The 20,119-nt window shown below is 38.1% G+C and carries 15 protein-coding genes; 7 read left to right on the top strand and 8 right to left on the bottom strand.

The window, feature by feature from the left end; translation table 11 throughout:
- Positions 1 to 50 precede the first annotated feature (50 nt).
- The 4 genes from IEV85_RS03830 to IEV85_RS03845 form a co-directional block, all read right to left on the bottom strand.
- Positions 51 to 878 carry a GNAT family N-acetyltransferase gene (locus tag IEV85_RS03830; RefSeq protein ID WP_188460475.1) on the bottom strand — a complete coding sequence of 276 codons (828 nt, stop codon included), beginning with the start codon at positions 876 to 878 and terminating at the stop codon, positions 51 to 53.
- A gap of 322 nt (positions 879 to 1,200) precedes the next feature.
- On the bottom strand, positions 1,201 to 1,380 hold the full coding sequence (locus tag IEV85_RS03835; protein WP_188460476.1) for a hypothetical protein: 180 nt from the start codon (positions 1,378 to 1,380) through the stop codon (positions 1,201 to 1,203).
- 78 nt (positions 1,381 to 1,458) lie between these two features.
- A complete protein-coding gene (locus IEV85_RS24810; protein WP_229712495.1) occupies positions 1,459 to 2,988 on the bottom strand; it encodes an eCIS core domain-containing protein in 1,530 nt (509 codons plus the stop codon).
- Positions 2,989 to 3,453: 465 nt separating this feature from the next.
- Positions 3,454 to 5,988, bottom strand: coding sequence for a cellulase N-terminal Ig-like domain-containing protein (locus IEV85_RS03845; RefSeq protein ID WP_188460477.1), 2,535 nt, complete (start codon positions 5,986 to 5,988; stop codon positions 3,454 to 3,456).
- 588 nt (positions 5,989 to 6,576) lie between these two features.
- Between IEV85_RS03845 and IEV85_RS03850 the strand changes: the two genes are divergently transcribed.
- Positions 6,577 to 7,806, top strand: coding sequence for an exonuclease SbcCD subunit D C-terminal domain-containing protein (locus IEV85_RS03850; RefSeq protein WP_188460478.1), 1,230 nt, complete (start codon positions 6,577 to 6,579; stop codon positions 7,804 to 7,806).
- Positions 7,803 to 10,829, top strand: a complete 3,027-nt coding sequence (locus IEV85_RS03855) for an AAA family ATPase (RefSeq protein WP_188460479.1) — start codon at positions 7,803 to 7,805, stop codon at positions 10,827 to 10,829. Before IEV85_RS03850 ends, IEV85_RS03855 begins: the two co-directional genes overlap by 4 nt.
- A 166-nt stretch (positions 10,830 to 10,995) precedes the next feature.
- Here the strand turns inward: IEV85_RS03855 and IEV85_RS03860 are convergent, their stop codons facing one another.
- From IEV85_RS03860 to IEV85_RS03875, 4 genes are all read right to left on the bottom strand, one after another.
- Positions 10,996 to 11,634: a hypothetical protein gene (locus IEV85_RS03860; RefSeq protein ID WP_188460480.1), complete on the bottom strand. Its 639-nt coding sequence runs from the start codon at positions 11,632 to 11,634 to the stop codon at positions 10,996 to 10,998.
- Positions 11,635 to 11,695: 61 nt separating this feature from the next.
- The gene (locus tag IEV85_RS03865; protein WP_188460481.1) at positions 11,696 to 13,903 is read right to left on the bottom strand and encodes a DPP IV N-terminal domain-containing protein; all 2,208 of its coding nucleotides are present in this window, start codon (positions 13,901 to 13,903) and stop codon (positions 11,696 to 11,698) included.
- Between the two features lie 133 nt (positions 13,904 to 14,036).
- Positions 14,037 to 14,654: a rhomboid family intramembrane serine protease gene (locus IEV85_RS03870; RefSeq protein WP_188460482.1), complete on the bottom strand. Its 618-nt coding sequence runs from the start codon at positions 14,652 to 14,654 to the stop codon at positions 14,037 to 14,039.
- Position 14,655: 1 nt separating this feature from the next.
- The gene (locus IEV85_RS03875) at positions 14,656 to 15,636 is read right to left on the bottom strand and encodes a polyprenyl synthetase family protein (protein WP_188460483.1); all 981 of its coding nucleotides are present in this window, start codon (positions 15,634 to 15,636) and stop codon (positions 14,656 to 14,658) included.
- Positions 15,637 to 16,058: 422 nt separating this feature from the next.
- Here IEV85_RS03875 and IEV85_RS03880 point away from each other — a divergent pair, with 422 nt between their 5' ends.
- The 5 genes from IEV85_RS03880 to IEV85_RS03900 all read left to right on the top strand — a co-directional run bounded on the left by IEV85_RS03880 (position 16,059) and on the right by IEV85_RS03900 (position 20,118).
- Positions 16,059 to 16,502, top strand: coding sequence for a Fur family transcriptional regulator (locus tag IEV85_RS03880; protein WP_188460484.1), 444 nt, complete (start codon positions 16,059 to 16,061; stop codon positions 16,500 to 16,502).
- Between the two features lie 26 nt (positions 16,503 to 16,528).
- The gene (locus tag IEV85_RS03885; RefSeq protein WP_188460485.1) at positions 16,529 to 17,164 is read left to right on the top strand and encodes a peroxiredoxin; all 636 of its coding nucleotides are present in this window, start codon (positions 16,529 to 16,531) and stop codon (positions 17,162 to 17,164) included.
- A gap of 131 nt (positions 17,165 to 17,295) precedes the next feature.
- A complete protein-coding gene (locus IEV85_RS03890) occupies positions 17,296 to 18,552 on the top strand; it encodes a 3-deoxy-D-manno-octulosonic acid transferase (protein WP_188460486.1) in 1,257 nt (418 codons plus the stop codon).
- Positions 18,549 to 19,463 carry a ribosome small subunit-dependent GTPase A gene (gene rsgA, locus IEV85_RS03895; protein WP_188460487.1) on the top strand — a complete coding sequence of 305 codons (915 nt, stop codon included), beginning with the start codon at positions 18,549 to 18,551 and terminating at the stop codon, positions 19,461 to 19,463. Before IEV85_RS03890 ends, rsgA begins: the two co-directional genes overlap by 4 nt.
- Positions 19,464 to 19,743: 280 nt before the next feature.
- Positions 19,744 to 20,118, top strand: coding sequence for a DUF2116 family Zn-ribbon domain-containing protein (locus IEV85_RS03900; protein ID WP_188460488.1), 375 nt, complete (start codon positions 19,744 to 19,746; stop codon positions 20,116 to 20,118).
- Position 20,119 lies beyond the last annotated feature (1 nt).

Below are 20,119 nucleotides of genomic sequence, written 5' to 3' on the forward strand. Positions count from 1 at the left end.
AAAGCTCTACCACTGCTTTATCCAAGTCCCAGCTATGAATCATAAAGGTTTTATATTTTGGTAATTAGGTAGTTTATAAAAGCAGAGCAAGCAACTAACATAAACTTCGCTTCCTCAAGCTTGACTTCATCATCGCCATCTAGTAGTGCATGTCTTATCCCTCCTACGTCTGAAGTGTATCCGTAGAGGGTACTGAATGCAGACTTTAAGCTTTTTGGTATCTTATGTCTCTTTTCAATCTCTTTAAGAGCTTGTCCTAATGTCGTAGAATTGTCGGCAACAATTATTTTTGAAATTGATTCAACTGCCGAAATGGATTCCTTTATTGAATTTCTATAATCAGGAGACTTTTTGTCTGCAAGCAATCTAAGTGCGGTAGATAAATGTGTTTTGACAGGCTTAAACTTGTCGGACTGATTTAATGCTTCTTCAATTTCAATAATTTCCTCCTTTGAATTAACCTCCACAATGATCCCATCGACAAATCTATAGGCGGAGAATTCCCGCTTCAGGAAGTCATTACATACTTCATGAAGCTGTTTACCTTCATCTTCAAAGCAAAATTCAACTAGATTTAGCTTTTCATACCATTCTGTTTTATAAAAATACTCAGCTGCAGTGGTTGTTAGCAGATGCAAAGTTTTCACACCTTCTTCTTCGCATTTAGTAAGTAATTCGTGAAGCAATTCAGCTCCAATTCCCTTATTTTTAAATGAATCATCCACTGCAAATGAGCGTAAAAGTGCCTCTGAACCATACTTTTCAATGCCTATACAGGCAATCAGTTTCTCACCTGACTTTCTGGTGATAAATAGCACCTGCGAGCTAAGCAGGTCTTCATAAGGAAGCTTATTTTCTTTCAACAAGTTAGAAATCAAATGCTAAGTCATTTTGCTTGATAGGCCTTGTTTCCATGGGCTTTGAGGATAGATAATTATCAGGTGAAGTTACTCATTTTGTAAGAATTTTTGCTGTGTTAATGATGTGAATCTAATATAGGTTAGAAAGTTTGACATTAAGAGCGATGTCCTACAATGTTTTGAATAAACACTTGTTTTAATGGCGTTTATTGGTGTTATAGGATTTATACATTTGGAAAAATGCTCTATATTAGAAGTTCGGGATTGCAAATCCTGGATATCTAGGGCTATTAAATGTATAGAAAAAATCACCCTCCATACTCTTCAACGATATAATCTGTTATACTATCCACAATACTTCTTTTGTTAGGCACCACTGAGACAATACAATAAGGCTGTTTCTATTTGGTCTCTTGAAGAAAGGTTCTCCACTTTTAAAACCTGGCACCAGCTCAGCCTCAACCTCAAGCCCCCTATCCTCAGCTAATTCTTCAATGGCTAGATAAGTATCACTAACCATATACAATACAAAGTCTAACGTTTCTCTTTCCTCTGGAGGGTTTCGTATATATACCTTCGTTTTTCCAGAAAGTACCTTCTACTTACTGAAACTTTCTTCAACCTCCGTTCCAATCGATTCGTAAATTTTGATAATTCTCTCGCTTTTATCATTAGAATTCTTCACATACCCCATTATTATTTTCTTACAATTCTCGATAAATTCTTTTATATCTAGTTTACTAATCCCTTTACTTTCAATAAGTTGTGTCAAAATAGCTTTTACCTGTCCTCGATCATCTTTGGGATCTGGAACCTGTTCTTCCAAATTAGAAGCTAAGCGGTTTAAATATGAAGCAACCAAATAATCCCATCCATAGTGCCCGCGATCATCATTTTGAGTGGAAGTTGGTTCTAAATCTTTAGAAGCAAATAAAGATTCACTTGAAAAATCTACGCTAGTTTGAAAAGCAGGTGCTTCCGCCAGACCGTCAAAAGCACTTTCAATTTCCTCATCATCCTCAAGTGGATCCAATTCACGCTCGGTAACACCACTTTTATAAGTTATATTGATAACTCCTGAAGCTTTGGAAAAATCCGTAATGAAGAATATACTTTTACCTTGAATCCAAGCTATTTCAGGCCGTCCGATTAAGCGTTGAAATATACCTTTTGCCTCAGCACTATTTTCCAAACGCCCGGGGATTTCAATATCTAAATCTAACGGATCGCGGGTCCCTCCATACATTTTTGCGGCCAAGCTTCCTCCAATTCTAGCTTGAATTCCTCTGTCTCGAAACATATTGACAATGGACATCCCAAAAGTTGCAAGCTCTGCTGTGCTTGGGGTTACTTTTGAAAGAGAATCTTCCCATTCCCCCCATCGATTTAATTGAGTGACATTAAAAGCAATAGAATCTAAATAATCAGCTTTTTTTTGTATCGTTTGATGTAACAGCACAGTATGGTTCTCCATTTCTTGTACCCCTCTTTGCGCAACAGCCTCAGGACGGTTGTCTACAAACATAAAAGTCTTCCCACCCATCACATCCGCTTCCTTCTCCAAACCTTTATCATCATTCACATTCACTCCTCCCTTCATCTGCATGGTTGGCTTTACCCTGCCTTGTTTTTGCTGGACCACATGCCAGGCTTCATGAGGCAAATGTTTTTCTTGCCCCGATCCAAGATGAATATCTGTACCTTGTGCATAAGCATGGGCCTGAAGCTGTGCGGGTTTATCTGAGTTTCTATGGACTTTCACATCATCCATCAAATAACCAGAGAGATTTTCTATTCCGGATTTGAGATCATCGGGTAAACCTGTGTTGTTTGAGTTTGACTTTTCGGTGATGCTTTCAGTAATTTTACTTGTTTTCTGGGTTATCTGATGTTGAGGGTTATTAGGCGGACTTTCAGCTAGATCTAAATCAGGCTTTTCTTTATTGCCTGAAATGCTCCTACCCATTTTTTGTGTAATTTGATGATGCCCTCTTTTTATCTCTGAAGCATTATTTCCAGAATCACCCTCTGCAAAAGTATTGCTGGCAGATAGTGCTTCTAATTGTACGGGTACTGAATCCTTATTTTCAGTAGTAGGAGAATGAAATCGTGTTAAATCTCTTTTCATCTCTCTTCCCATTTGCCTGGGCTGAATACCGTGACTTCTGTTGTTGTTTTGAGCTTGTTGTGAACGCTGGTGCAGGTTTTGATCCTTTGGAGTCGTGGATTTTGGTTGAGAAGGCATCTTTTACGGGTTCTATTTTCTTTGAAACAGACTGATAATTAGCTTGTTAAATATAAAAAGTTAATTATACTATTCCTACAAATGATTAGAAAAAAAATAGAAAAATGCTCTTAACTTATTAAGACTATAACAAATGATTAGAAAAATGGAAGACAGTTAAAAACACCAAACATCAACTGTAATTTAAAAGCATTCATAAACCGCTTTCCCTCATCATATATGTATAATTCATGAAAGCAATGAAAACACCGGATAACAACACATTTCAAATACCAGCCTTCATCTATGTCAATGGCTGGCACTTGAAAAATGCTGAAATATTCTTTTAAAGAATACTATATAAAATCTCTATTTTATCAGGTTCTTAAATGCTGATCCAAAAATCAAATAGCTGGTATTCCCGCCAATAGTGCCTTCGTTTTGTCCCCATAAAAATGGCCAGTCATCATAGTTTTCAAAGTGATCTGGCTTTCTGAACAACAGACCGGGAGCAACATTCCCGGGGATAAAAGAAAAATCAGCCCTGTTATTACCATAAAAAACTTCTTTAGGACGAGCTGCGCCTACTGTAGCCACCAATGAATAATTATGGTATGGATGATTGCCATATAACCAATCCGTGGTTTTAAAAGCATGGCGCGCCTCTATAATATCCGGAAAATGCTTGTTAGCGAAACAGATAGTAGTACCAAAATTCACAATCATTCCACTGCCTGCCCAGTTACCAAGACCGATTGGTACTCCGTAAGGATTATCTTGTTCAAGCTCGCTGATATAATCTTTGTACTTTACTACATAAGGTTTGAGCTTTTCTTTGTAGGAAGGATTCATGTGTGGAATGGCATGTAGTGCTGTTAACAATATAAAATTCACATTTTGCTCCAGAGCCGGCCACAGAAGCTCCTGATACTTATCTGCATACTGCTGCTCGCCTGTTGAGATATACAGTTGCAGATTAGTAGATATGTCTCCTAATGCTCCCCACCGCATGTCAAAACTATCCTGTGGCTGAGTGGCTAATAATTCGGTCGCTTCTTTGAGCAGCCGCTTCGACTGAAACAAGGCTCTCTCAGAAAGATCATCATTATAGCCCTTTAATGCCCGGCTTGCTGCTGCAAACATGGTCGCAGCTCTTAAATCCCGGGCAGCACTGCGGCTTGTAAATGCCCACATATCATCCTTTACTCCACTTGACTTGCCATCAGGAGCTACCTCATAAGGGCCGAGTTCCGCATTGTAAGGAAGCCCGTCTGTCAGAGAGGCTGCATCACCTAAGTGGTGATAATTATCAAGTACTGAATTGGTAAGTGTTAAGCCCATATGACCAATTATTTCCGCCTGAGCTACCAATTGCAAGGTTCCATGTTCAATAAACTGTAACACATCTGGCGTGCCATCCGGACGATGAAGATCAACATAGCGCTGCTCCTGGTCTATAAAAGTCTGATCCCTCATAGGCTTGAAATATTCCCAGGTCTGAACAAAATTCTGTACCACACCAATGTTAGATCCTGTTTCTATATCAAAATCTCCGGCATCAAAAAAGCCACCTACGTTTAAACCCGGGATCAACTCCAGCGCTTTATACTTTGTGTCGGTGGTGGGGCCTTGTGAATGGATGTCGAAATGATCGGTATTAGGTGGTGCCTGCAGGTAGCCATCTTTAAAGGGCTCTCCGTGCCATGTCCTGTAGGCTTCGTTTACGTACATGTGATTCATGTGTATAGGAATCCATATATCGCTGGTGGCATCGGTTATGTTGTCATACACATCCTCATTGATTATAAAATTATTGGTTTTAAAATCGCCATACTGAATATAATAAATGCCAGGCGTTTTAACGGAGGAAAAATCGAATTTCACATAATGATATTTAAAATAATCGCCCCACGATTCAATTTTACCATTGAATACTTCAGTAGCTGTACCGTCATTCCCAATTTTATAGATCGATGCATTTGAAAGTGGCTTATCTTGTTTATCAAGTTCAATCACAGAGACTTTAGGTTGAGAAGGGAGATAGCCTACCTGAGAGAAACCTATATTTGGCTCTCTTTTCCAGTCTTTGATGGCATTTGGTTCAATAGTCCAGGTAAGTACTTTACCTGTTTTCCCTGCAGGAAGCAAGCTCCGTACAACAAACCAGCCATTTTGAGCCAGGATTCTGCCGTCAAAAAGCATTAGATCTGCATCTTGAGAAGTGATTTTGACCATCTGCTCAGGTTCATCAGGCGCAAGAAGCAATGTACGGCCGGTTTCCAGCGGAAGCGGTTCTATGAATTTGCCCGTACCCCTGTCGTCAGAAGTGACATATCCTTTAAATTGCTTAAGCTTTTCACTGTTAGGCTTAGTAACAGTATTGCCCACCACATAGCGTGGAAATCGATTTATTCGGTCATCCATCAAATAGGTTTTGGCCCAATATTTAGAAGGTAGAAATTCGAGGTTAAATCCTGCATTTCCTTCAAGTTCTTTAGGAACAGGTTTGTCAAGGTAAACAGAAACCTCAACGGCTTTACCTTTCGCTTTTACAACTACCCGAGATTCAAAATCATAGTCTTTATATCGCAAGGTAGATTCAATAGAGTTGGCTTTCCTGTCAACCTTTCTTGAGATAATATTAGGCACAAGGTCCCACTGTTCTGGTGTGCTGGAGAGTCGCACTGCACCGCCTTGTGCCGTTCTCACTCCATGGTGAATTAATTCTATACCAGCATTTTTCTCATCATTAAAACCACCTGTAAAAAGATTATTGTAAACCAATACATTTACTCCCTGCCTCTCGAAATATTCAAGCTCATTAAGTTTCAAGTCTTGCCCACAAGCATATTGGAGTGTGGTTAATAGAAGCACAAATAGGGATAGTAATTTTATAATTTTCATATTGGTTAAAAATTTGGTAATTGGGTATGTAAGGATCAAATTATTCTGACGACAAACCATCAAGCGATTAAAATTTGTAAAAATGAAGTAGAAAACAAAACTATTTTACATTTTTCGCAATCGATTGCGTAATTTAAGTAAAGTATTTTTAAAGAGGTTGTAACAAGAAACATTTTTTATTCTTTCAGGGGGAGGTTGAAAAGCTTAAAGAAATTTAATACCAAACATCAACTGAAGTACAAAACCATTCATAAATCCTTTCTCTTCATCGTATAGCTATAATTCAAGAAACAATGAAAATACAGGTCATTGCATTAAAGGATATTGACTATAATTTTCAAGTAGCTAAAGCCTTACAAGTATATTTTAAAGATAAAAAAGCCAACGTAAATGTATCCTTCTAATAACATGATAGTACATACTTCAACTTTCTCTGCCGGGTTAACTATCCTAATAACTTTATGTATTAAGATAAAGCAATGTGTGACATAGAGGTTTCCTATCCAAATTTAAGGGCATGATGATTTCAAAAATCTGTCAGAATTCTCTGCGTTATTTTATAAGTTTGAATTAAATTCTTCAATCCTCATGAAAATACTCCACACAGCCGACTGGCACATAGGTAAAAAACTGCATAAACATGAGCTTGCTCCTGATTTCGACCTGTTTATTGACTGGCTCTGCCAAACAATTAGCGCCAGGGAAGTGGAACTGCTGTTAATCTCCGGAGATGTTTTTGACCTGGCCAATCCTTCATCTGAAGCAAGAAAACAATATTACCGTGCCCTGATGAAACTGCGTAAGCTTGATTGCAAAATTATTCTTACGGGAGGCAATCACGATTCTCCGGCCATGCTGAATGCACCAAGGGAAATATTAAAAGAATTGGATATGCATGTAGTGGGTGGCCTGCCTGAAGATTTAGCCGATACACTCATTCCTATTCAAAATGAATCGGGGCAAAATGAAATGGTAATTGCTGCCATTCCCTTTCTCCGTGATGCGGACTTGCGCAGTGCCGCTGAAGGAGAAACCTATGCTGAGCGTGTGGAAGCCGTTCAAAAAGGAATTGAAAACACTTTTCATCAAGTAGCTGATCTTTGCAAAACGCATTACCCCAATGTGCCCGCCCTTGCCATGGGACATCTTTTTGCTGCCGGCATGTCCACCTCTGAAAGTGAGCGGGACATACAAATCGGTAACCTGGCAGCTTTTGAAGCCACTCATTTTGGAGATTATTTTCGCTACATCGCTTTAGGGCATATTCATAAACCACAGCAAGTAAAAGCATTAGTTCCCACCTTTTACAGTGGCTCCCCTATCCCTCTTTCTTTCAGTGAGTATGCCGATAAAAAAAGGGTTCTGATTTTAGATACTGAAAAAGGTTATGAACCGGAAAGCATTGCTATTCCTTCCTTCCGACAACTGTTAAAAATTTCGGGCAACCTTGAAGCACTTCAATTTAAACTAAGTGAGCTGGAAAACTCAAGGGCGCTTGATACGCTGATAGAGCTGATCCTGAAGGAAGAAAGTTATGATGCCAATAAAATCCTGGGATTCGATCAGCTTGTGACAGAATTCCAGAAACCGGGATTCGAAATAGTAAAGCATCGCACTGATTTTACTCATAAAATTCAGGGAGCATCTGCGCTTTACAATCAACATACACAGTTGCAGGATTTAAAGCCAAAAGAGGTATTTGAGGAATTAATTAGCCGACATGAATATGATACTGAAACTCAAAAAGAGATTTTAGCTGCATTTGATGAACTGTTGGAAGAAGTACAATCGGATGATAAAACTGCTGCGGACGCATGAAAATTCTTAAAATAGCTTTTCAGAATATCAACTCACTTAGGGGTAGCCATGAAATCGACTTTACAAAAGCTCCTTTCACTTCAGGCTCGCTATTTGCCATTACCGGCCCCACCGGAAGTGGAAAAAGCACTATTCTAGATGTTATCTCTCTTGCCCTTTTTAACCATGTACCCAGACTTGGAAAAATTAGTAAGAAGGAAATTTTGGAGAAAGGTGCTTTACTTACCAGAAACCAGCGAGAAGCCTACGCAGCTGTGACTTACGCTTGTGCAGAGGGCAACTATACCTCAAAATGGAGCATCGCCATCAACAGGAATAACAACCTGAATGATTATGAAATGGAAATCTACCATTTTGAATCGGGAGAACTGATTGACTGCAAAAAATCGGAAGTGCCTGCAAAAAATGAAGAACTGATTGGCTTAAATTATAACCAGTTTATTAAATCTGTAGTGTTGGCGCAGGGTGAATTCGCACAGTTTTTAAGGGCTAAAAAGGATGAAAGAGGTGAATTACTAGAGAAAATTACAGGAACCGGCATTTATAGAAACCTCGGAATTAGAGCGTACGATAAGTTCAGGGAAGTAAACAAGGAAATTAAAACAAGAAAAGACAATATCCTGTTTTTACAGGAAAACCTACTGGCACCTGATCTCAAAGAGGAGAAGAAAAATGAGTTGGCGGAAAAAGAAAGGGCATACCAACCTAAGGAGGCTGAAATAAAGGCGCTGGAAAAAAAGATTGAACAAAAAAGCCTGATTGAAAAGCAAAAGCTAGAGCTTAAGGATCAGGAGAATAAAAAGGCTGCCCAAGTAAAGCAATTAGATGAGTTTAAAGAAAAATATGGCCAAGCAATTGCTACGCATGAGCGTGTTCAAAAACATGCAGATGATCTTCGTGAATGGGGCAGACAATCAAACCTCCTAAAAGAATTGCATGCTGACATTGAGAAGCTGAATGATTATAAGGCTAACAATGCAAAGCAACAATCTGTAACTCTTCAAGAAGCAGCCAATTTCACCCATCAGAACTTACAACCAGAAAATGTAGAGGCTACTCTTCAGGAATTCAGTAAAAAAATTAATGCATTGCTTCAGAAAAGAGCTGAAAAGGTAAAAGACTACTCAACGCTTAAAGCGCAACTGCAAAGAGAATTGCAGCATTTTAATTTTGAAGCAAAAGATAAAAGTTCGGAACCTGACCTTAACCAACTGAACAAACTGAAGGATTCCCTGGAAAGACAACTTGATGATTATAGGCAAAGCCTTCAAGGAATTGATGTAAGCAAACTTTCCACAGAAAAAAGCAGGTTAAATAACAGTTTAGAAAGCATTTTCAAAGCCCGGCAGCTGGCAGAAAACATTACCAGAACTGAGAATGAGCTCGCTAAGCTTAAACAGGAAGAGGAACAAATAAATAAGCAAAACCAACCTCTTCCCCAACATATTAATTCTTTAAAAGAGAAAGAGGAAACACTAAATGAAAGACTGCAAAAACAACAACTTGAAAAGGAAAACAAGGAATTACGTGCCAGCCTGGAAGAGCACCGCGCTAAGCTAACCGATGGCGAACCCTGCCCTCTTTGTGGTGCTGTACACCATCCTTTTGCTACTGGCAAGCCGGCAGAGACTTCTGAAATTGTAAATGCTATAAAGAAAACCACCATAGATCTGGAAGCTATCCGAAAGCAGCTTTCTGAAGCGGAAAACAAATTAAAATTCAATACTCAACAGCTACAGAAAACACTGGTCAACAAGCAAAAAGCAGAAGAGGAACTGCAACAACAAAGTGATCTTTTTTCCAGTCAGTTTGCAGATTTTGAAAAGCAACGAGTGTCCGGTTCATGGGATGAAAGTAGCCAAAATATTAAAAAGCAGCTTCAACAAATGGAAGCGTATGAACTTCTTGTTTCCCAAATTTCCGCCCTTGAAAATGCTATTCCATTACAAAAGAATTTAGAGCAGGTGGTACACGAAGGTAAAGAACTAAAAGCTGAAATTGCAGAGTTGTACTCTGGTGATGACATATTTAAGGACACCAACCAAATTTTGCAACAGTGGACTAAGCTTTCGCAGGAAGCTAAGTCTTTAAATCAACAACTGAATGACATCCAAGCCAAAGAAGCGCAGATAACTACCAGTTTTTCTCAATTGGAAACCTCCTTAAAACCGGCTATTGAAACAGCCGGGTTTTCCTCAATTGTTGAAGCAAGAGGCGCTTTGCTGCCAGACGCAGAATATATTCAGTTGAGAGAGCGCAGAGAAAGTATCCAAAAAATGATTGCTCAACATGAAAACACCATTTCTGTACTGAATGAAAAGTTGGGAGCACTTCTGGCAGAAGATGTTCCCGAAAATACTGAGCAATTGAAAGAGCTCCTGCAGGAGAAAAAAACAGCTTCGGCTGAGTTACTTAAAGCTTGTGAAGACCTGAGACGAATGCTAAAAAACGATGCTGACAACCTCCAAAAAATTGAAAGCATTAAAACCGAGATTGCTGAGCAGGGAAAAAAGACAAAGCGGTGGAGACTTTTGAATGAGCTTATTGGTGATGCTACGGGTAAAAAGTTTAATGATTTCGCTCAGGATCTCAGCCTCTCGCAATTACTGGTGCTGGCCAATAAACGACTTGGGGATTTAAGCGACAGATACCGTATCGATAAGCCTACCGAGTCAGAGGATGATGGATTGGTAGCAATTGATGAGCATATGGGTGGACAGCGCAGGTCTGTTAAAACACTTTCAGGAGGAGAAACTTTTCTGCTAAGCCTTTCACTGGCATTGGCTTTATCAGATATGGCCTCCCGCAATGTAGAAATCAATAGCTTATTTATTGATGAGGGTTTTGGCACATTAGATCCTGAAACGCTGGACCAGACCCTGGATACGTTGGAAAAACTTCAGGCAGAATCTTCCAAAACCATTGGCATTATTAGCCATGTGGATTCATTGAAAGAGCGCATAGCTACCCAAATTCAGCTAAAAAGACATGGGCAGGGCTACAGCACACTGGAGATAAAGTAAAGGTTTGCTACAATCATGTTTAGGGATCGATGCTTCGTGAGACACGAAGCATGGCTTTTGACACGAATCATGGCATAGATCGTTAATGAGATACAAAGTACGTAATCCCTCCCCCTTTCCAATAAAGGGGGAAACTCCTCTCTCACGAAACACTTTTGAAATGGTCTCACTTACAGATTTCTTTCCATTCACTTTTATAGGTGGGGTCAATGTTTTTAGCTTGTTCAAGGTAAATACAGGCACTCTGTTCATCGCCTAAGGCATTTAGACACTGAAACATATAATAATGTAGCTCTGCATTGCCATAATTACCTTTACTTAAGGCCATTCGAAATTGCTCATAGGCTAAATCATATTTTTCTTCAGCGAAATATTTCTTTCCCTTTGCTGCACTGGAAATATCATTTTGATATAAGGTCTTGTAAGCAATGTGATGACTGTTCACGAGATCATAATAAAGACCTGGTGATTCTGGATGGAAAGAAATAGCTATTGTTATACACTCAATTTCCTCACTATTTCGCTTTTTCTTTATCTTGGTATTTTCAAATGATGTTTCTAACAATAGTTTTACTGCCTTCGCATCTTTTTCTGGTGTTAAATGATGTAAAATATTAATACTTTCCTCCTCAACCATTCCTTCTGGTCCAATTCTAAAAGCTATAAAGACAGATTGTTTATATGTTTCGTTAAAATATTGTCCGGATACTTCAGGATAACATTTTGCGATTAGTGAATCCGTATTCCCCTGTGCCTTAACCTCAAGAAATGTTGTTAAAAATAATATTGTTAAAAAATACTTCATATAGTTAAAAAAAGGGAAACATGCCATGCATATTTCCCTTCAACCGATAAAAATTAAACCTTTACTTTAAATATCTCTCTAAATAGTTATTATAGCTATTCATCAATAGCAGGTAGCTTGGGTAATTGTAAGCTACTCCGTGTGCTCCCGGAGGAAATATTTTCAGCTCATGGTCTTTACCATTATCAACTAACGCTTTCACTAATTGAAATGTATTCTGTACATGCACGTTTTCATCCATTGTACTATGTGCAATCAGCATGTGACCGGTCAGATTTTTCGCATAAGTGGTAGGTGCTGAGTTGAGGTACCCTTCAGTATTATCTTCTTCCAAGCCCATATATCTTTCAGCATAAATGCTGTCATATAACCTCCAGTCGGTAACAGGAGCACCCACAAGTGCTACTTTAAATACATCTGGATGGTTTAATATAGTAAAGCTGGAAATGTAGCCTCCATAGCTATGTCCTCTGATAGCCATATTATCACCATCCACATAGCCTAAACCAGCCATATGTTTAGCACCATCTACAAAATCCTGAGCTTCTGCATGTCCTAAATTTTTATAGACAACTTTCTCAAACTCACGGCCGTAACCGCCACCGCCTCTGTTGTTCATTTGTACTACTACATAGCCATTATGCAATAGATACTGATGCCAGGCATTTACACTCCACTGATTGTAAACCGACTGAGCTCCCGGTCCTCCGTACACATCAAGCACCATAGGATATTTCTTACCTGACTCAAACCCTGCCGGTTTATAAATAGCCAAATCTATTTTATCACCACTGGAATTAGTGAACTGTGACAATTCAGGAGTAACAAAAGTGCTTCCTTCCAATGCTTGTTTCACTTCTTTATTATCAGCAAGTGTTTCAATTAGTTTACCATTGGCACTGTGCAGCTCCACTTTTGGAGGAGTATTTACATTAGAAAAACGATCAATATAATAAGTTGCCTCAGGAGCCATATCAACAGAGTGCTTACCGGGTAACTCTGTTAATTTCTTCTTACCCTTACCATTGAAGTTGATGGAATATAACTGCCTTTGCAAAGGTGAACCTTCCGTAGATGTATAGTAAATTTTTTTCTTTTTACTATCCACCGAATGTACAAAAACCACTTCCCAGTTACCTTCTGTTACCTGGTTAATCAACTTACCGTTATAATCATATCTGTACAAGTGTGCGTAACCTTCTTTATCTGTAATCCAGAAAAACTCTTTCGCATCTTTCGGGAAGAACATATAATGCATGATTCCGGCAAAGAAATCGAATACGTCTATCCAGGCATCAGAAGTTTCTTCAAAAATCATTTTCGCAGATCCGCTGTTGGCATCTGCCATATATAATCGCATTTCAGTCTGCGCCCTGTTCATCTGCATTACTGCCAGCTTAGCTGTTTCAGCTGTCCAGTAAATTCTTGGAATGTATCCATCATTTAAAGGCACATCCATCCATTTTTTAGATTTCTGTGCTACATTGATCACTCCAATTTTAACAGAAGGATTAGTATCACCTACTTGAGGATAAGGCAATTCTACCCATTCCTTATGCGTTCCCTGATAGTCTGTCATTTGAAAAACAGGTACTTCCCGCTCATCTGATTGCCAAAAAGCGATGTACTTACTATCGTGCGACCACTCCCATGCCTGCGCTAAACCAAATTCTTCTTCATAAGCCCATCCGAATCGGCCATTGTAGAAACCATCTTCTGCATCATCAGTAAGCTGCGTTTCTTTTTTACCCGCCAAATCAAAAACAAAAAGATTTCCGCCTCTTTCATAACCCACTTTTTTACCATCCGGGGAGAGTTCAGCTGTTTGTGCATCTTTGGCTACAAGGCTCAAAGTTTTATCCGCAACAGAATAATAGTAATAATCTGAGATGCCAGACCTGCGCCAAACAGGACGAAAATTAGTCTGGAAAAGCAAATATTGAGAATCGTCAGACCATTGAAAAGACATATATTCAAAAGCCTGATCAGAATCAGGAATGGTTAAACCTTCGGTGCTAAAAATTAACTTTTCTTCACCATTTTTAGGGTTAAAGCTTTTGATTAGCTGTGCTCCAGACTCATTTCTTTCAGTGAAAGAATAAGCTTGTCCATCGTTGATCCAGTTTACATTATCAGGACCACTTTCTCCATAAAAAGGTCTTACCTGACCTAGCGATTCTGCAAAAGTAGCAAACTTCTCCTGCGCAAAACCTACAGAAGACACCAATAAAAGCAGAAAAACCATCCGCCATTTACTTATATTTAACATAGTTTATATAATTTAATTTGATTCAATTATTAAAGTGAAAGTTAATAAAATATCAAAGATATACTGAGATGATACTTTACAAACGGTGCATTATTTACATCATTATGTAATCAAATAAAACAACAACCATTTATTAGAAAATACTAAACTGAGCCAGCTGATCAATAAAATGCGGGATAATTTTAGGCCATAAGATAATAGTAAAAACAACACCGAAAGCTGCGCCAAACAAGTGCGCATCATGGTTAATATTATCTACTTTTCTCTTTCCCTGATAATAGGAATAAATAATATAGATGGCCCCAAAGATAAAACCCGGCAAACAAAGTAGCCCGTAAAGGCAAAGCTCATTTAAAGGATTGAAGAGAATGCTACTAAAAACCACCGCAGAAACCGCTCCTGAAGCACCCAAAGCATTGTACTGAGGCTGGTCTTTGTATTTTATTACCGAAGGAATATCTGAAACTACTATTGCAACTACATACATTACAACATAAAGCAAAGTACCATATTCCGAGAGCATGTTGAAATATGCTTCCACAGTACCTCCAAAGAAGTAAAGGGTAAGCATATTGAAAATCAAATGAACATAATCAGCGTGTAAAAAGCCGGAGGTCACCATTCTGTAATATTGTTTTCTGTGCACTATCTGGTAAGGGTTCATCAGAAAAGCATACTGCCTTGAGCGATCGCTAAAGCCAGCAATAGAAACTATTGAAGTAATGATGATAATGATAATGGTAGTACTCATTTTATTGCTCCCGCTTGATTAAGTATTGGAAAAAATCTGATAATAATTCTTTTTGAGAGGCATCTCCCTTAATTGCATTTAAGTTTTCAAACCCCTTCTGAAAATACTGATTCATTTTAGCTTCCGCTAATTCTTTAATTTTTAAATGGCTGTAGATTTCTTTCACTGCTGCAACTTTTTCAGCCTTGTCGAAATCCTCCAAAGCCAACCAGTGTTCCAATTGCTTTTTATCTTCAGCTTTTGCCAACTCCTTTGCTTTAATCAGCAAATAGGTCTTTTTATTGGAAATTATATCTCCTCCTACCTGCTTACCAAATTTATCCTGGTCAGCATATACGTCCAACAGATCATCCATCAACTGAAAGCCTATACCAATATTAATGCCCATTTCGTAGAGTTTCTGTTGATCTTCCGCTGTTGTATCAGCCAAAATACCGCCCAATTCGAGGCTAAATGCTAAAAGAACTGCAGTTTTTTGCCTGATCATACTGATATACTCCTCCTCGCCTACTGTTTCTCTCTGTTCAAAATTCATGTCATGCTGCTGGCCTTCACATACTTCCTCAGCACATCGGTTAAATTTCTTAAGAATAAGAGGCAGTTTCTCAGCCGGACAAAAGTCAATTAGCTGATCATAGGCTCTCACCAACATTACATCTCCGGAAAGGATGGCTACAGGAGCATTCCATTTTTCATGAACCGTGGCTTTCCCCCTTCTTAAAGGTGCTTCATCCATAATATCATCATGCATTAAGGTGAAGTTATGGAAAATTTCAACTGCCAAAGCTGCATCCATTACTTCATCACTTGATGAATTATACAATTGATAAGCTAAAACAGTAAGTAAAGGCCTCATACGCTTTCCGCCTAAATCCATAATATAAGCGATCGGATCATACAATTCCTTTGGATTGTCCCCGTAATTTAGCTGACCAATCTGCTGATTAATCCTTTCTATTATCTGCTGAATACTCTTGTTCATGTAATTTCTACTCTTCTCCAGACAGGAAACTAATATTTCTCCAACTGGTTTTTTAATAATTCAATTCATAAAGATAGGTGCTTTTGGGTCAGAGAGAAAAATCAGAAAGCTTATTTCCTCTAAACATCTCCATTCTCGGAAATAAAAATTGACAAATAGCACTTTTTCTAAAAATAAATTAAATAATGAGTTTTTGCTCTAAGTCAGATGATCCTTTAAGCGGTAAACGATTGCAGATTTAAAATAAATAGATTAATATTTTATCAGCAAAATTATATTTTACAACAACCCTCAAAATAAGCCTTTCTAAGCTCCGGAACCCACAAAAAACATGAAACATCACTTGCAAGGCATCGTTGCTGTAAGTAGTTTTGTACAATAATTCCTAAATGAGAATTATTATTGAATAGGAATAAATATAAGTGGGATCATTAACTGACATACAGGAAAAATTAACGCAGGCTGGCTTAAAAATTACCCATCAGCGTCTGGTAATTTATGAGGCGCTGATTAAAAGTATGAGCCATCCCACAGCGGAATATATTTACGAAAAAATAAAAAAGAAGAATCCTTCCATGTCATTAGGCACAGTGCATAAAACGCTGGACAAATTCGTGGAAGTTGATTTGGCAAAAAAAGTATTGTCTGTTGATCATTTGAAAAGGTTTGATGCCAATTTAGCTCATCACAATCATATATATCTTGAAAATTCAAAAGAGATTATTGATTACCATGATGAGGAATTGCAGGATTTAATTCTTGAGTATTTAAAGAAGAAAGACCTGAAAAACATTAAAATAAAAGATGTTCAATTACAAATAAACGCAGATAAAATAGATCAGAAACTATCTGTTTCAATTAAGTAAATTTTAAACTATAAAATAAAAACAAAATGTCTTTAGTAGGAAAAAAAGCCCCAATTTTTAACACAGCTGCTGTAATTAATGGAGAGGAAATAGTAGAAAACTTCTCTTTAGAGCAGTACATTGGATCAAAAGAAGTTATTTTCTTCTTCTATCCAAAAGATTTTACTTTTGTTTGCCCTACTGAAATTATTGCATTTCAGGAAAAATTGGCAGAGTTTGAGAAAAGAGGAGTAGCAGTAATTGGTGCTTCATGCGATACAGAAGAAACGCATTTAGCCTGGTTAAACACTCCACAGGAGAATGGTGGTATTGAAGGTGTAATTTATCCTTTAGTTGCTGATTCCTCAAAAACTGTAGCTAACAACTTTGGTGTTTTAGCTGGTGACTGGAATTACAATGAAGAAGGCGACTTAATTTTTGAAGGTCAGCCGGTAGCTTACAGAGGTACATTCTTTATTGATAAAGAAGGAGTTGTTCGTCATGAAACAATTAACGACTTACCGTTAGGCAGAAACATTGATGAAATGTTAAGAATTGTAGACGCATGGCACCATGTAGAGAAATTTGGTGAAGTATGCCCTGCTAACTGGGAAGAAGGTAAAGATGCTATGCAGGCAACTAAAGAAGGTGTATCTTCTTACTTGTCAAGCAACAAAAAATAAGCATTTTAGATTAATAATACTGAGAAATCCTGCCTGTGCAAATGGGCAGGATTTTTTTGTTTTAAGATTTGCCTTCAATAAATATCCGCGCTTCACTTTCCACGCAATAAAAATCAATGTAATTTTGCCCGATGGGAAAACAGCTCTATCAATTTGGCATTTTTTTACTTAAAGTATTGCTGAAAATCCACTCTACTTTTAATTCAAAATCCAGGCTGGCTGTTGAGGGAAGAAAGATCCTCTTTCCTGAATTAAAGCTAAAAATGGAAGTGAATACTAAAAATGTGGTATGGTTCCACTGTGCCTCCCTGGGCGAATTTGAACAAGGCAGACCTCTGATAGAGAAATTTAAAGCCACTTTTCCGGATTACTTTATTTTACTTACATTTTTCTCACCCTCTGGCTATGAGGTAAAAAAGAACTACGAGCATGCTGACTATGTAACTTATATGCCTCTTGATACTATTAAAAACGCAGAAAAATTTGTAACAATGACACAGCCAAAAATGGCATTCTTTATTAAGTATGAATTTTGGTATAACCATTTAAAAGCACTTTCAGAAATCAACTGCTTTACCTATTCAGTATCGGCAATTTTTAGAAGTAATCAGGTATTTTTTAAATTTTATGGTAGCTTTTACAGAAGTTTATTAAAGGAAATAGATCATTTCTTTGTACAAAATAAAAGTTCAGCGGCTTTGCTGAAAGGCATCTCCATCAATAACCTCACTATTACCGGAGACACACGCTTCGATCGTGTAATAAAAATTACCACAACTGTAAAGCCTGAGTCTCCTTTTAAAGAATTTGCTGCCGATCACAATCTTATAATAGGAGGAAGTACCTGGGAGCCGGATATTGAAGCCATCGCACCTTTTTTACAACAACATCAGGACTGGAAAGCCATTATTGCTCCGCATGATATAAGTGAGTCAAATCTGAAACTTCATGAAAAGCATTTGAAAGTTAGCTCACTCAGATACAGCCAACTGAAGAGTGAAATCCCCGACAGCACTCAAGTGATTATAATAGATAATGTGGGCATGCTATCGCGCCTTTATCAATATGGAAAAGTAGCATTTATTGGGGGCTCATTCGGTGCCGGTTTACACAATACTTTGGAAGCTGCCTGTTTTGGCCTGCCAATTTTCTTTGGCAATAAAAATTACACTAAATTTCAGGAAGCCAATCAATTGATTGCTTTAGGAGCTGCTATTGCTGTAAACAGAGGTGAAGACTTTAAGAATAAGCTGGAGGAAATCCTGAAAGACCACAAACTGAAAGAGATGTCCGTAAAAGCTGAAAAATTTGTAAACTCAAACTTGGGCGCTACCGATAAAATAATGGAGCATGTTACTCCACTCATTCATCAAATGGAAAAGATATGAAGGGAAGGGTTTTTAAATCTACCGGCTCGTGGTACACTGTTAAAGTGAATGATCAGTTTGTAGAATGCAGACTAAGAGGAAAATTACGGCTGGATGATGAAAAGGTGACCAACCCTATAGCGGTAGGAGATTGGGTTTCCATCATAATGGACAATGAAAAAGAAGGCATTATCCAGGAAGTTTTGCCTCGCGAGAATTACATTATTAGAAAATCTACCAGAAAGAAGAAACATAGCCATAGAATTGCTGCCAACATTGACCAGGCAGTGCTGGTAGTAACTTTGGTTGCTCCCCGCACAAGCCTCGGCTTTATTGACAGATTTTTAGTGGCCTGTGAATCCTTTAGAATTCCTGCTATCCTTGCCTTTAACAAAGCAGATTTGCTAGATGAGGAAGCCTTGAATTATTATCAGGAATTAAAATTTGATTATGAGGAATTAGGCTACCAATGTTTATTGGTTTCTGCTGTCTCCAATGAAGGAATTGAATTATTAAAAGAAAAGTTAACCGGTAAAACCACTTTATTTTCCGGTCACTCAGGTGTGGGAAAATCAACATTACTCAACCTTCTTTCTCCACAAATTTCGCAAAGAGTGGGTGAAATTTCCGATGCCGTAGGGAAAGGTGTACATACTACAACCTTTGCAGAAATGTTTGAGGTATGGAATAATACTTATGTGATTGATACGCCAGGAATAAAGGAGTTAGGTTTGTGGAACATTGGCGATGAGGAACTTTCTCACTATTTCCCTGAAATGAGGAAATACATAGGTGCCTGTCGGTTTCATAATTGCACCCACATTCATGAGCCAGGTTGTGCCTTCAGAGAAGCGATGGAAGAAGGTAAAATAGCCCCTTTCAGGTATGAGAATTATCTGAGTATGCTGGCTGATGATGATAATAGAAGGTGATAAATCATTCAATAGAGCCTATTAGGCAATTACACGAGAATCAACGACATGTATCTGAAAATCAGCAACAAATGATTACCCACTGTGTAATCTAATTTTAGATTACACATGAGATAAATCACACAAAACGCCAACAGCCTGTTGCATTTAATTCATCGCATAAAACACCGCTCCACCCCATAATACTACTCTGTCTTTTTGGTTTGCTAATATTCCCTTAATTTCCATTTAATAAAAAATTATTACTTTAGTTAATATTTTCACCTCGTTTCAACCTAAAATGGAAAGTAAAATTTGTTTGCAATGTGGGGCACCTATACAAGGCAGAGCCGATAAAAAATTCTGTGACGACTATTGCCGGAATGTGTATAACAACCAATCAAAAAGGGGAAGTATAAACCTTATCAGGAACATAACAAATGCTTTACGCAGAAACAGAAATATTTTGGAAACCTTAATGAATGGTGAAGACACCTACAAAACCCCTCGCGAAAAACTCACGGAATCAGGCTTCAATTTTAAATATCATACGCACACATATACTAACAAGCGAGGCGATGTATATTTCTATTGTTTCGACCACGGTTACCTGCCGCTCGAAAATGATTGGTTTCTTTTAGTAAGAAAGAAAGAGAAAAAAGTGGAGCAGGATTAAA

The sequence above is a fragment of the Marivirga lumbricoides genome (assembly GCF_014636295.1).
GTDB classification, from domain to species: Bacteria; Bacteroidota; Bacteroidia; order Cytophagales; family Cyclobacteriaceae; genus Marivirga; species Marivirga lumbricoides.